At 36.8% G+C, this 15,139-nt stretch carries 11 protein-coding genes; all 11 read right to left on the minus strand.

Annotated elements, in window-relative coordinates:
• Nucleotides 1-232: 232 nt before the first annotated feature.
• The 11 genes from NFR44_RS02485 to NFR44_RS02535 all read right to left on the minus strand — a co-directional run bounded on the left by NFR44_RS02485 (nt 233) and on the right by NFR44_RS02535 (nt 14,950).
• Nucleotides 233-3,268 carry an ATP-binding protein gene (locus tag NFR44_RS02485; protein WP_251440830.1) on the minus strand — a complete coding sequence of 1,012 codons (3,036 nt, stop codon included), beginning with the start codon at nt 3,266-3,268 and terminating at the stop codon, nt 233-235.
• A gap of 493 nt (nt 3,269-3,761) precedes the next feature.
• Nucleotides 3,762-4,496 carry a YebC/PmpR family DNA-binding transcriptional regulator gene (locus tag NFR44_RS02490; protein ID WP_251440834.1) on the minus strand — a complete coding sequence of 245 codons (735 nt, stop codon included), beginning with the start codon at nt 4,494-4,496 and terminating at the stop codon, nt 3,762-3,764.
• A 33-nt stretch (nt 4,497-4,529) separates the two neighbouring features.
• Nucleotides 4,530-5,105 (minus strand): RNA methyltransferase, encoded by a 576-nt coding sequence (locus NFR44_RS02495; RefSeq protein WP_251440837.1) that lies wholly within the window; start codon nt 5,103-5,105, stop codon nt 4,530-4,532.
• Between the two features lie 239 nt (nt 5,106-5,344).
• Complete coding sequence (eno, locus tag NFR44_RS02500; protein ID WP_251440840.1) at nt 5,345-6,631, minus strand: phosphopyruvate hydratase; 1,287 nt, start codon at nt 6,629-6,631, stop codon at nt 5,345-5,347.
• 51 nt (nt 6,632-6,682) lie between these two features.
• Nucleotides 6,683-8,218: a 2,3-bisphosphoglycerate-independent phosphoglycerate mutase gene (gene gpmI, locus NFR44_RS02505; RefSeq protein WP_251440841.1), complete on the minus strand. Its 1,536-nt coding sequence runs from the start codon at nt 8,216-8,218 to the stop codon at nt 6,683-6,685.
• Nucleotides 8,219-8,300: 82 nt separating this feature from the next.
• On the minus strand, nt 8,301-9,053 hold the full coding sequence (gene tpiA / locus NFR44_RS02510) for a triose-phosphate isomerase (protein WP_251440844.1): 753 nt from the start codon (nt 9,051-9,053) through the stop codon (nt 8,301-8,303).
• 10 nt (nt 9,054-9,063) lie between these two features.
• Entirely contained in the window at nt 9,064-10,242 is a 1,179-nt protein-coding gene (locus tag NFR44_RS02515; protein WP_277612529.1) for a phosphoglycerate kinase, read from the minus strand.
• Between the two features lie 93 nt (nt 10,243-10,335).
• Nucleotides 10,336-11,343: a type I glyceraldehyde-3-phosphate dehydrogenase gene (gene gap / locus NFR44_RS02520; protein WP_251440848.1), complete on the minus strand. Its 1,008-nt coding sequence runs from the start codon at nt 11,341-11,343 to the stop codon at nt 10,336-10,338.
• Between the two features lie 79 nt (nt 11,344-11,422).
• Nucleotides 11,423-12,448: a sugar-binding transcriptional regulator gene (locus NFR44_RS02525; RefSeq protein ID WP_251440850.1), complete on the minus strand. Its 1,026-nt coding sequence runs from the start codon at nt 12,446-12,448 to the stop codon at nt 11,423-11,425.
• Nucleotides 12,449-12,971: 523 nt separating this feature from the next.
• On the minus strand, nt 12,972-13,445 hold the full coding sequence (locus NFR44_RS02530) for a carboxymuconolactone decarboxylase family protein (RefSeq protein WP_251440852.1): 474 nt from the start codon (nt 13,443-13,445) through the stop codon (nt 12,972-12,974).
• A 395-nt stretch (nt 13,446-13,840) separates the two neighbouring features.
• On the minus strand, nt 13,841-14,950 hold the full coding sequence (locus NFR44_RS02535) for an amidohydrolase (RefSeq protein WP_251440855.1): 1,110 nt from the start codon (nt 14,948-14,950) through the stop codon (nt 13,841-13,843).
• Between the last annotated feature and the right edge of the window lie 189 nt (nt 14,951-15,139).

Raw genomic sequence — 15,139 nt, forward strand, 5'->3', positions numbered from 1 at the left:
ACCTCTCGTTTGTCGTAAAATTGTCAAACTTTTTTAAGTATAAATAATTTGTCATCAAATTTCAATAAAAAGATTATTAATATAACTTATGAGAATGATAATTTTCTACTTGATAAATAGACCTTTTTTCGACGTTTTTTATTAAGGTAACTAACTACTTCTCTATCAGGCTAAATTGAGAAAGCAAAAAAAGAGATAGATGATATCATCTATCTCTTTGAAAACTGAATACTTAGCCTTCATTAATGGATTCTAAACGAGCTCGTTCATGCGTATCACGATATACATCAAGATATCGCAACGCTCTTCCCGAATACATGCCTATACTCCCTCGATAATGTTTGCTAATCTCAGATTGTGGATATTCAGCTTTAATTAAAGCAATCACCATATTTACATACCCTACTTCTTGCGGGTTATTCATCATCGTCAATTTAGCCATAGCATCATCAATATATTGTATAGCCGCTGATTCTTGCCCTTCACGCATAGCCAATAAAGCCAAATAGGATTCAACAATCGGCCGACGCCAGTAAAAATCATAACGATTAAAGAATTCGTAAGCTTGTTCAAAATAAATTTGAGCTTTTTCATATTGCTCCAAATTATAAGCTGCAATCCCTGCATTACAAGAGAATACAACCCAAGAACTATAAGCTTGTTGATCATTACAAATAGCTAGTGCCTTGTCATAGTATTCAATGGCTTCTTCAAACTGACCACGACCACGGCGAATTTCACCAATGTAATTGTAAGCAGCCGCAATATTTAACGCATAGCGCCGTGCCACAGTTTGCGTCACCATAAAGGTAGCAATAGATTCATTTAAAAGACGTTCCGCCTCATCAAAATCACCTTGCATAATCATATTAAGCCCTTTAAGACGCAAAAGAATGCCTACTTCTTTATGATAATTACATTCAACCGCTAAATCGAGTGCTATTTCAAGATAATTCTTCATTTCATTCGCATTACCAGTTTGAATGTCATAGTAAATCATTTGCTTATACCCCATCAAGGTATAATCACGATTATGCATTTCTAAGGCTTGTTCAATTAAATCGAGGATATAGCGAACACCTTTTTCATATTTACCTTCGCGGATAAAATAACGCCCAATTAAATGTAAATACATGAGTTCTAGATTTTTTACATCCGCTGTAGCACCGCAGGTTTCACGAATGCGTTCCATCATTTTTTCAACATCATTCAAATACTGCAATGTATCAGCTTCTGTAAAATAGCTAGCACCACCTGTTTGCATTGGCTCAGATAAACTTAATACAGGGAATAATTCATGACTAAAGTTCAAATAATACATAAGTCCCTTTAGTTTATAATGCCCCATTTTAACAAGTTCACCAGCTTGTTCGTAGTGATATTCTAAATGCTTATAAATAACTACGTCTTTTTTAGAGTGAGTTAATTTCTTTTCCCATAAAGAGCCTAAATAACCATGCAAGATTTTCCATTTTTCAGGCGATAATTGCTGCTGAATGAACTCTTTTAACTTCTGCTGACTAATTTCATAAAGAACATCTGCTTGTTGTGAAAATGGCGTTACTAAATTCTTTGCTTCTAAGCCTTCTAAATATTCCAACAAACGCAACGTATCCATTTTCATATATTCCCCAATCATAGCGATAGGAGCGCCATTATAGAATAGGGAAATAAAGTCAATGATTTTCTGCTGTTCTTCAGATAAAGAAAGATAGTTAGCTTTAAAAACAGTGGCCATATTATTAGTCAATTTATCTAAAGTACCCGTAGTCTTTAAGGAATTTAAACACTCTGTTAGTAAAAATAAATTCCCCTCTGTTTCAATTTGCAATTGTTGCAATAAAGCTTCGTCTACCACCATTGGTAAGTTGGCTGCTTCAACATAGCGACGAATGTCCTTTTTATTCAATGGATTAAGCTGAGTCACATGAAGCCGTTTATATACAGCAATAGATGTTATAAAATGCTGGAAATCCTTTTCACGCGAGTCTCGCCCTGTGAGCAAAAATAAAATTCTATCGGACTGTTTTCGTAAAATCAACGTACTTAATAAAGACAAACTCAATGGATCCATCCACTGAATATCTTCAAATACAATAATTAATTTTTTATTGGCAGATGCTACATCAAGTACCGTCGACAATGTATGGAATATAGAGTCAAATTTTAAAATATCCTTAATTTCTACTAAACCTAAATCTCGATCAATACTCATATCCATTTGAGGAAATAATGCATAAATTCGGTTTAACTCAAAATCAGGAATCATCGTACCATTGGCTTCTAATAAACGCACTAAGCCATTAACGATTTCCGTCCAAGGATGTAGTAAGAAGTTTCGTTCTAATTGATAGCAATTAGTTTGAATGACTGCTACTTCATCTTGTAAGCTCTCTAAGGCTATGTCCTTCAAAGTGCTTTTGCCGCTACCCGCATCGCCTAATAAAATCAATGCTTCTCCAGCTCGCCCACGCATAAAAGACCAAATATGAGCTGTCATATCTTCTAATTCACGTTCTCGCCCAATAGGGACTGCAATATGGTGAGACCGATTCTGAAATTTCTTTTCTTCTTGTTGCAAAGCATCCTTAATAATAGCATCAATTTCTGCTAATACATCAGACTGCAACTCTTTCTTGAAAAGGGCTTTCATTTCCTCATACAATTCCATAGCTTGTTGCATTTTACCTTGCTCGCAGTAAGCCCGCAAAACAATAGCATATACACTTTCATCATATGGATTTTGAGAAATTAAAAGCTTCCCATGACGTTCAATCGTACTATAATCTTTATCTGCTACTGCACTTTGTAATTTAGAGCTAATAGCGTCCATGTACAAGTTTTTTAATCGATTCCGTTCAGCTAAATACCAATCTTCATACTCTACGGAATCTTTAATAAAGAAGCCTTGTAGAAAATCACCTTTATATAGTTCTAATTGTCCTACAGGATCGGCTTCAAATAATTTACTATCAATGATTACATCAACGGCGGGGTTAACTTTAATTATCGCTTTACGCGGTGAAATAAATGTATCAGCGCCTAGATTTTTTTTTGCTTCATAAATAGCATTACGCAAATTTTTACGTGCTACTGCATCTGGTTTGTCTGCCCATAAAATGCCACTTAACTCATCACGCATTACTGTGCCACGAACTAGAATATAATAGACCAAGGCATTGACCTTGTTATAAGAGAAGAATACTTCCTCCCCGTCTTTTAAGATTGCTGGTGTTCCCAGAAATCGTACTTCCAATTTAGCTGCCATAATAATCCCTCTGCCTAGGACCTATTTGGCGTCAATTCTGTTCCGTCAAATAGTATCGTCCAATAAATCGTCAAACATTTAGATATAATAATTTAACGATTTTAAAATTTTTAAAAAGTTTTTTGACACTTTTTATTATACAATAAAGACTTGTATAATACATCTTAATTAATCAATTTTTCGCAAAATAGATATAGCAATTATGCATAATTCACCGTATTTTTACTTTCCATATGCACCCTATCAATAATAGACAATATTTCACAGTTTGAAAAACCTCTAACACACTAAAATAAAATTACCGACAAACTTAAACCGAAAACAAAATGAAGTAAACCATCGAAAATTGAATAAACGACAAAATTTATAATAACTAATGTAGCCACTATATATAATGTAGCCATTATATAGCCACGAGTAAAAAGTATAGTAAAAAGAAAAAACGCCATTACCAAACTTCAAAAGTTCAGTAATAGCGCTTATTTCATTGGGATTATTCGTCTTCCTCAGGAAGCTCCGCATTATGATATACGTCTTGCACATCGTCAAGATCATCCAACGCATCTAACATTTTCTGCATTTTTACAGCATTGTCCCCTTCTAGGGCAATCGTATTATCTGGTACCATTGTAATCTTACTTACAACAGTTTCAATATTAGCCTCTGCTAAAGCTGATTCTACCGCATCATAATCATCTGGTGCAGTATAGATAACAAAAGTATCTTCTTCAACTTTCAAGTCTTCAGCACCAGCTTCTAAAGCCAATAAAGTCAATTCTTCTTCATCATGACCTTCACTATCAATGACAAATACACCTTTGCGGTTAAACATCCAGGCCACACAACCAGTTTCACCTAAATTACCGCCGTTTTTAGAAAACGCATGACGTACATCTGCAGCGGTACGATTGCGATTATCAGTCAAACATTCTACAGTTAACGCTACCCCGCCAGGACCATACCCTTCATAGGTAATTTCTTCGTAATTATCCATATCAGTAGCGCCAACACCTTTAGCGATTGCTCGTTGGATATTATCTTTTGGCACATTGTTTTCACGTGCTTTTTGTAAAGCCAATTTCAAACGCATATTACCTACTGGATCACCACCGCCCATACGAGCAGCTACTGTAATCTCACGGCTAATCTTAGTCGTAATTTTTGCTTTTAAAGCATCTGTTTTACCTTTTTTATGTTTAATATTGGCCCATTTGGAATGTCCAGACATACTAAAACCTCCTAAAAATATCCTGTGTTTATATCAGTTCTTTTCCCACCAAGCTTCACCGCGCAAGCGATCTAAAATGATGGAAACAGCACTGCGAACGGAAAGGTGATTATAATCCCCATGTCCATATACAGGTTCTAAAATATAATCAAAGTCTTCCATAGTTTCTTTCGTCATACCATAGCCGGTACCAAATAATACTAACACAGGCTGCTGACCCTTTTCAAGGGTGTTACGCATCCAAGCATAGCTTACTGTATTAGGATAAGTACGAGCATCGGTTGTGGCGATTAATGGCGGCTGACCTTCTAACTTAGTCACTTCCTCAATAGCACTACGAATGGAATTAACAAGTACTACTTCCTCAAAAGCATCTTTACGATCAGGATTATATGTACTTCCGAACCCCGTTTGCCAATGAGACATAATCTGCTTGGCCAAGTCACGTTGAGCAGGAATATTATGAATCACAAAATAACGGCTTACATCATAGGTAATGGCTACTCTAGCTATATCATGAATATCATAATTTGTAATCGCTGTTGTAATGACTTCGCCATGCTTATTATAAATAGGATAATGAACTAAGCCTATATATAAATTTGCCAAGGCTATACCTCCCTTTTTATTCGCTACTCTCCATTATAATGAATTATAGGGCTCCTAGCAATAAAAAGTTAAAATTTTACCTTTATATTCACTAGAAAATAGTCAGCTAATAAAAATAAAAGGACTATTACTGAATTATAAAAACCTTTGAGAAAAGAGTGCTTTATGAGCTAAATCATCTCATAAAACATAGCCTTTCCTCAAAGGTTTAATCAGTTAATAGACTCTGCTATTATAGCTTATTTCTTAATATTGTAAAATACATCAAGACCACGGTATTGAGCAGTTTCAGCTAATAGGTCTTCAATGCGCAATAATTGATTGTATTTAGCAACACGTTCACTACGAGCTGGAGCACCTGTTTTGATTTGTCCTGCATTAACTGCCACAGCAATATCAGCAATAGTAGCATCTTCTGTTTCACCAGAACGATGAGAAATAACACAAGTATAACCAGCACGTTTAGCCATTTCAATAGCATCAAAAGTTTCTGTTAACGTACCAATTTGATTTACTTTAATTAAAATAGCATTGGCTGTATCAGCTACAATACCTTTTGCCAAACGTTCTGTATTTGTTACGAATAAATCATCGCCCACTAGTTGAACTTTTTTACCAATGCGGTCAGTTAATAGCTTCCAACCTTCCCAATCTTCTTCTGCTAAGCCATCTTCAATAGAAATAATAGGATATTTTTCTACTAAATCAGCATAGAATTCTACCATTTCTGCGGCTGTTTTCACTTTGCCTTCGCCAGCTAAATTGTATTTGCCATCTTTATAGAATTCAGAAGAAGCAGCATCAATTGCTAGTTTAAAATCACTGCCTGGTTCATAACCAGCAGCTTTAATGGCTTCACAAATAACTTGAAGGGCTTCTTCATTAGAACCAAGGTTAGGAGCAAAACCACCTTCATCACCTACACCAGTAGCTAGGCCTTTTTCTTTCAATACATTTTTCAATGTATGGTACACTTCAGCACAAGCCCGAAGACCTTCTTTAAAGGATTCAGCACCTACTGGCATAATCATGAATTCTTGAATATCTACATTATTATCAGCATGAGCACCACCATTTAAAATGTTCATCATAGGCACTGGTAATTCTTTAGCATTTGTTCCACCAAGATACTGGAATAATGGCAAATCATAAGAAGCAGCTGCTGCTTTTGCTACCGCCATAGACACACCTAAAATTGCGTTAGCGCCTAATTTAGCTTTGTTTGGAGTACCGTCCAATTCAATCATTAAGTTGTCAATAGCTACTTGTTCTGATGCGTCAAAACCAATAATTTCTGGTCCAATTACATCATTTACATTAGCTACTGCTTGTTCTACCCCTTTACCAAGATAACGACCTTTGTCGCCATCACGAAGTTCTACTGCTTCAAACATACCTGTAGAAGCGCCAGAAGGAACAGCTGCAGTACCAATTGTACCATCTTCTAAATATACTTCTACTTCAACGGTAGGATTGCCACGAGAGTCTAAAATTTCTCTTGCGTATACATCTGTAATCATTGCCATAATAGTTACCTCCTTAAAGGAACATCAATTAATCTACTCTATAAATATATATTATTTTTCTTTTACTAATAAACTTTGGCCCGTCATATCAGCCGGTTGTACTATGCCACCTAAATCAAGCATAGTAGGCGCTAAATCACATAGTTTACCAGCTGTAAGCTGTGCATTTTTATAAGCTTCACTCACTAAAATGAGTGGCACAGGATTGGTTGTATGTGCCGTATGTGGAACTCCTGTAGTATGATCTACCATCATTTCAGAGTTACCATGATCTGCCGTTACCAATAAATGTCCTTGCACTTTATTAATAGCCTCAACAATGCGCCCTAAGCAAGCATCCACTGTTTGTACTGCTTTTTCAGCTGCTTCTAAAACGCCGGTATGACCTACCATATCAGGATTAGCAAAATTTAAAATGATCATATCAAATTGACCACCTTCTATAGCTGCCACTACCTTGTCGGTCACCTCTAAGGCACTCATTTCAGGTTGCAAATCATAGGTTGCCACTTTTGGTGAAGGTACTAAAATCCGTTCTTCCCCTGCAAATGGCACTTCTTCACCACCATTAAAGAAATAGGTAACATGAGCATATTTCTCTGTCTCAGCAATACGAAGTTGCGTATACCCACCATCAGCTAGCACTTGTCCTAGCGTATTAGTAAGCACTTCTTTCTCATACACAATGTGAGTTGGTAAACCATCTTCATACTTAGTCATAGTCGCCATATAAAGTGGCAATAAACCTTTTTTACGAGTAAACCCTGCAAACTCTGGATCTACTAACGCACGAGTCAACTGGCGTGCTCTATCAGGACGGAAATTTGCAAATATAACGGCATCATTCGCTGCAATAGCGCCATCTGCATTCAATACCACCGGTACAACAAACTCATCTACAACCTCATTATTATAAGATGCCTCAATAGCTTCTTTAGTAGAACTAGCTGTTACACCAACACCATCTACGATAGCTTCATAGGCTTTTTCAATGCGTTCCCATCGTTTATCTCGGTCCATGCCATAATAACGACCACCAATAGTCGCAATCGTTCCTAGACCAATTTGTTGCATATACGTTTCTAAATCAGTTAAATAGGTTAAGGCACTTTGTGGTGGTACATCACGGCCATCCAACAAAGCATGTACATATAATTCAGTAACTCCAGCCTCTTTAGCGCCTTTTATAATCGCTTTTATATGATCTAAAGAACTGTGAACGCCTCCATCAGATAACAGGCCTAAGACTTGCAAACGACTTGCTTTTGCGTGCTCATACAGCTCTTTTATTACTGGTCGATTGAAAAAACTACCATCTTCCGTATCTTTAGTAATACGGGTTAACTCTTGATATACAATACGACCAGCACCAATATTTAAGTGCCCTACTTCAGAGTTCCCCATTTGCCCTTCTGGCAAACCAACTGCAAGACCAGACGCTTGTAATTGAGTGTGAGGATAGGTTTCCCAAAGTTTTAAAAAGTTCTCTGGCTTTGCCTGTACCACTGCATTCGTAGGGTCATTTATATCCCCAATGCCAAAACCATCTAAAATAGTTAGCATTACTGGGGCTTTCAATTTTGCCATACACAATTCCTTTCAAATCTATATTGACTACCTAATTTCACAAATATATTATGCAATAATCAGGCTTACTGTATATTTAATTTTAAGCATTGATAATAGCCATGAAATCATCTGCTTTTAATGCTGCACCACCAACTAAAGCACCATCAATATCTGGTTGTGATAAAATTTCTTGCGCATTACTGCCTTTAACACTGCCACCATATTGAATACGAACTGCCTCAGCTGTAGCTTCATCAAATAAACGCGCCACTTTTTGACGAATAGCCGTACATACTTCACCAGCTTGTTCTGCTGTGGCTGTTTTACCCGTACCAATTGCCCAAATAGGTTCATAGGCAATGACCATTTGACTAACTTGGGCAGCCGTTAACTCAGCTAAGGCAACGGTTAATTGACTATCTATAAAAGCCTGTGTTTCATTAGCTTCTCTTTGTGCTAAACTTTCACCAACACAAAGAATAGGCACTAAATCATACGTAAAAGCTGCTTTAATTTTCTGATTAATCAAAGCATCGCTTTCACCAAAATATTGACGACGTTCAGAATGACCTAAAATAACATAATGACAGCCTACGTCAGTAAGCATTAACGGAGACACTTCGCCCGTAAAAGCACCAGAAGCTTCAAAATACATATTTTGAGCACCTAAACCAATGGTAGTTTCATCAATTAAATCAGCTACTATACCAAGTCCTGTAAACGGGGGGCAGACAACAACTTCTCGTTCGACTGAAGTCTTAGCTAAGGCTTCTTTAATCCCTTCCACCAAAATGGTTGCTTCTGCTAAATTAGTATGCATTTTCCAATTGCCAGCAATAATTTGTTTACGCATGAGAGCCTCCTTATTTATCAGCCAATGCTACAATCCCTGGAAGTGCTTTGCCTTCTAAGTATTCTAATGAAGCACCACCGCCAGTGGAAATATGAGAAATCTTAGCCGCTAAACCACTCTTTTCAATAGCAGCTACTGAATCCCCACCACCTACAATAGTCGTTGCATCGGCTTCTGCCACAGCTTTAGCTACTGCATTAGTACCAGCTGCAAAATTATCCATTTCAAATACGCCCATTGGCCCATTCCAAACAATCATTTTCATTGGTTTCAATGCATCTGCAAAGGCTTTTTGGCTAGCAGGTCCAATATCTAAAGCCATCCAACCATCTTCAATACCATCAGCAGGTACTACTTTATGATTGGCCTCATTACTAAATGCATCAGCCACTACAAAGTCACTAGGTAATAGAAGGTTCGTATTAGTTTCAGCAGCCTGTTTAATTAAGGAAGCTGCTAATTCAATTTTATCAGCTTCCACTAAAGATGCCCCTGTAGGATAGCCTTTAGCAGCGATAAAGGTATTGGCCATACCTCCACCAATAATAAGAACTTCTACTTTTGGTAATAAATTAGAAATAACTTCGATTTTATCGCTTACTTTTGCGCCACCAATAATAGCAGCAAAAGGATGCTCTGGATGTTCAACAGCACCACCTACATATTTAATTTCTTTTTCTAATAAGTAGCCCGCTACCATTGGTAAAAATTGAGTGATACCTTCTACCGATGCATGTGCCCGATGAGATACCCCAAATGCATCATTAACCCCAACTTCAGCTAAACTTGCTAACGCCTTAGCAAATTCTTCACCATTCTTTTCTTCTTCTTTATGATAGCGAAGATTTTCTAATAATAATACGTCACCATCATGTAGTGCCTCTACTGCTTTGCGAGCAGCTTCGCCTACACAGTCATCAGCAAAAGCAACAGACTTACCTAATAATTCGCTTAATCGTTCGGCACAAGGTTTCAAGGTAAACTCAGGTTTACGCTCCCCTTTTGGACGACCTAAATGAGAGGCTAAAATCACTTTTGCCCCTTTACTAATTAAATAATTAATGGTTGGCAATGTTGCACGAATACGAGTATCATCAGTAATAACGCCCTCTTTTAAAGGTACATTAAAATCTACACGGACAAATACACGTTTATTAGCTACATCTATAGATTCAATCGTCTGTTTCATCATAACCTCCGATAGTAGTAATACTTACCTAGTAACATATAATCCCAAAAGACATGTAAAATAGGGGACTATATACATAGTCCCCTGTTAATATTATAAGCCTTTGTCAGCAATGAATTTAGCTAAGTCTACAATACGGTTAGAATAGCCCCATTCATTATCGTACCAGGAAACAACTTTTACCATATTCCCTTCCATCGTCATCGTCAAATCAGCATCAACGATAGAACTGCGAGAATCGCCGTTGAAGTCATGAGATACGAGTGGTAAATCAGAAACGCCTAAAATACCTTTTAATTCGCCTTGTGCCGCTTCACGAAGAGCTGCATTAATTTCTTCTTTAGTAGTTTCTTTATCTAATTCAGCTACCAAATCAGTAATAGACACATTTGGAGTTGGTACACGAAGTGCAAACCCGTTCAATTTGCCTTTTAATTCAGGCAATACTAAAGCAACCGCTTTAGCTGCCCCTGTAGTTGTTGGAATAATAGATAAAGCCGCTGCACGAGCACGACGTGGATCACTATGTGGTGTATCCAAAATGCGTTGGTCATTAGTGTAGGAATGAACTGTCGTCATTAAACCACGTTTAATACCAAATTTATCATTTAATACTTTAGCAAATGGAGCTAAGCAGTTAGTTGTGCAACTTGCATTAGAAATAATGTGATGATTTGCTGGATCATATTTATCTTGGTTTACACCCATTACAATTGTAATATCTTCTTCTTTAGCTGGTGCTGAAATGATAACTTTTTTAACAGTACCACCTAAATGTTGTGCTGCTTCATCACGTTTACGGAAACGGCCAGTTGCTTCTACAACGATTTCTACCCCTTCAGAAGACCAATCAAGATTAGCTGGGTTACGATCTTCAAATACACGAACTCGTTTGCCATCTACAACTAAATAGTCGCCATCTACTTTTACATCTTCTTTCAAATTGCCATGTACGGAATCATATTTGAAAAGAAGCGCCGCTCCTTCAATGTCCCCAATATTATTAATCGCCACTACTTCTACATCAGGATTATTCAAAGTTGCACGCATTACACATTTACCAATACGACCAAATCCATTAATACCAATTTTTACTGCCATGATAGTTCCTCCTAGATAAACAATCTACCTACAATAGTTACAATCTACTATATAGATATGTCCAACATCTATATATTTACTAGCTAATCTGTAATAAAGCAGCCATTGCTTCAGCTGCACTTTCATCAATAATCAGTGTACCTTTACGGCAAGCTCGCATAACACCAATAATAGCTTTCGCTTTACCAGCACCACCAGCTACGGCAATTACATGAGGAATGTTGACAATATCCGTCAATGTGATACCTACATTGTTCGTAGTATACACAATATTGCCACCAATATCACAATAATAGCCCAACGCTTCACCTACAGCTCGCTTAGTCCGTAAAACAGCCCTTTGTGCGTCTGTAATGTGACGTTGTTCAGCCATGTGCAAAGCTTCGCCAATACCAAACATCAATATATCTGTTTGGTGAGCCAATTCAATGACTTCTTTAATTTGCGGTTCCATCGTCATGAGAATGTTTAGGGCCTCTTGTGATAGCCCATCAGGTAAATGTAGCATTTTATAAGTACTGCCAATTTTATCGGCAATAACAGATGCAATTACATTAGCCTGATACTCCACACGCTCACCAATACCACCTCGAGCGGGGATTACTGTAGCTTGACATTTTTTGGCTGGCAACGCTTCCGCCATCGTTGCCATAGTGCTACCGCCACTTACAGCTAAGACACTACCATTTTGCAAAATCCCTTGTAGCGCTTTGGCCGCTTGGAACCCAAGTTCCTTGCGATCCATATCTGTTTCGCCACCACCATTAGTAATAATCACTTCATCTATGTTGAGTATTTCCTTTAATTTAGCTTCTAACTCACTAATTTTATTTAACTCGTGCATAGATGAATTTAACTGAGGCAATAATTCCTTACCTTCTTCAGTTAAAATCATTCCCTGTTGTGTAAATCCCACAAGGCCATTATCTTTCATAATCTCCACGTGTGATCGTACAACTCGTTCTGATAATTTGCTAAGGATAGCTAACATGCGTCTACCAATAGGTTGAGCATATGATATGTGATTCAGCAGTATATAGCGTTCTTCAACAATTCGCATTAACTCCGGAGCTATTCGTTGATACACCTCCGATAAATCTTTCATGCTGTACCTCTTTCATCCCGCCGGTGCAGATTATGTCCCAGCGTTGATAAAAAAATATCCTCGCCTATATTCTACCTCATATGGTAGTGTCGCGCAAGTGATTTTACAAAATATTGTTAAGGAATTTACAGATGTGTGGAGAAAGGAAAGACACTCTACCGCAAACCAAAATCTTCGATTTAAGTGTTTGCTTGCAGAGTGTCTTCCCTTTCCGACTTATCCTTTGTACAAATTCCTCTACTTTATTTTATTAAGAATGCCTATGGTGACACTATCATTGAGTCGAGAATATAAGCTCGGTAACGTAAAGTCCAAAAGTCTTCGATTTAAGTGTTTGCTTGCAGAGTGTCTTCCCTTTTCGACTTTCCGTTGTACAAATTCCTTAACTTTATTTTTAAGAGTACCTATGTTGACACTATCATTGAGTCAAGAATATAAGCTCAGTGGCGTAAAGTCAAAAAGTCTTCGATTTAACTATTTGCTTGCAGAGTGTCTTCCTTTTTGTTACTTTTAACTGTATTTCTTATTTATCGGACCATATGTCTTGTGCCATAGGAAAGGCTGCCCATACTTTAGGCCAACCTGCATAGAAGGCAATATGTGTTAAAATTTCAGCAATTTCATCCTTAGTAATTCCATTTGCTTTACCCATTTGCAAATGTGCTTTTAGAGCTTCACCAGTTAATCCTTGAGAAACTAATGCAGTAATAGTAATAATTGAACGTTGTTTAGCTGATAATTCTAAATCACGACTCCATACTTCACCAAATAATACATCATCATTTAAATGGGCAAAAGTAGGAGCAAATTCTCCTAATACTTTACGCCCAGCTGTTTGCTTTGGTACAACCTTCCCTGATGTAGTCACCATTTCTGAATCTGAAACTTTCATAGTACTGCCTCCTGTCATATGAGAACTCACTTCATTAGCAGCTATACTTGTCATAGCTGTACTCACAATTAAACAAGTAATTGCCAAAATTCGCTTCACTTTCATCAATATTCACTCCTTCTACTTAACGTTCGCTTCCTTTCCCATGAAAGACAATATGTATTCGTCTTACTCATATGATTACTCTATACCTTGGAGCCAACTTCAAGTCAAGAAGTTTAATTATAATTTACCAACAAACTCTTATATTAATATTATTCTATTAACGAAATCCTTAACTTACAAAATTAATTAAAACTAACACATAAACAAAAGTAATTTATTTCTAGCTCTTACTTACTAAAGTTAAAACATATCCTAAAAGTTAGATCATATCACAAATCTAGCTATACTATTAATCCATATAAAAAGGACATGCAATAACTATATCATCGCATGTCCTTCTCTTACCACTCATATAATTTTAAATTTAAAGTTTAACTATTTAACTAATTTATATATTAAATAGTTTTCAAATGTTTAAGTGTTGCTAAATATATTTTCACTCCATTTTCTAAGGCACTAGTATCAAAACTCATATCAGGATGATGAAGACCGGGCTTTAAATCACATCCTAAACCAAAAAAGCCTGCTTTTAAATTAGGATAACGATTTGTATACACCCAAAAATCTTCACCACCAGGAGTTACTACCTCTGGCACCATATTTTCTTCACCTAATACATCAATAATCGCTGCTTTTAATAACTCAATACATTCTTCATTATGCTCTGCAGCTGTTAACATTTTACTGTCATCATATGCAACCGTACATCCATTAGCAGTTCCCGCATTAGTAATAGCCTGTATAACTTTACTATGAAGTTCCTTCATTGTTGGATTTAACTGAGCTCTCAAATCCCATGTTACAGCTGCACTTCCAGGAATGCTATTAGTTACTCCACTATCTGCATGAATCTGTGTAGCCTTTACACTGTAGGACTCTGTAGGACGCAAATGAATAGTATTAACAGCATTAATTGCAAGAACTGCAGCATCTAATGCATTAACTCCTAAATGAGGTCGTGCAGCATGACTAGTAACCCCAGTAAATGTCGCTTGAATAGTAGCTGAAGATGCATAATATATTGCCGCAACAGCTTGTCCATTGCTAGCTTCCTCTAACGGCCGTACATGAGCACCAAAAGCATAATCTACTCCTTCTAAAACACCGGCATCAGCAATTGCATGAGCTCCTGTTCCAAGTTCTTCAGCTGGTTGAAATAAAAATTTAAGTTTTCCCTGCTTAACAGAATAGTTTTTAATCACTTCTTCAGCAGTTGCTAAAAGCATTGAAGAATGACTATCATGTCCACATGTATGTCTAAGGACTACCTCACCATTAATATTATGTGCTAAACAATCCATATCAGCACGCAATAACACTGTTGGACCAGGATTTCCACTATCCAATGTCGCTACTACACCTGTTGTTCCGCCCACATTAGTCTCAACTTTGTCAAAACCAAATTCAACTAATTTATCAGCAATAAATTTAGATGTCTTAACCTCTTCAAAACCTAATTCTGGTATAGTATGTAAATAATTATAGTATGTTAGTACATTACTCATATAAGTCCCTCCTTAAATAATTAAACAGACAAAACTTTTCCAAAAGCTATTATTCTTATAAATACTTAATCAATAACTTCACATAACAGATAAACATTTTGATTAAATTTTTAAAAAATTTTAGTAATAGGGATTGAAAGAGTCCATGACTCTATATTATAATATTTTCATCTACTATACAAGTATATT

Source organism: Veillonella intestinalis (assembly GCF_943193155.1).
Taxonomy (GTDB): domain Bacteria; phylum Bacillota; class Negativicutes; order Veillonellales; family Veillonellaceae; genus Veillonella_A; species Veillonella_A intestinalis.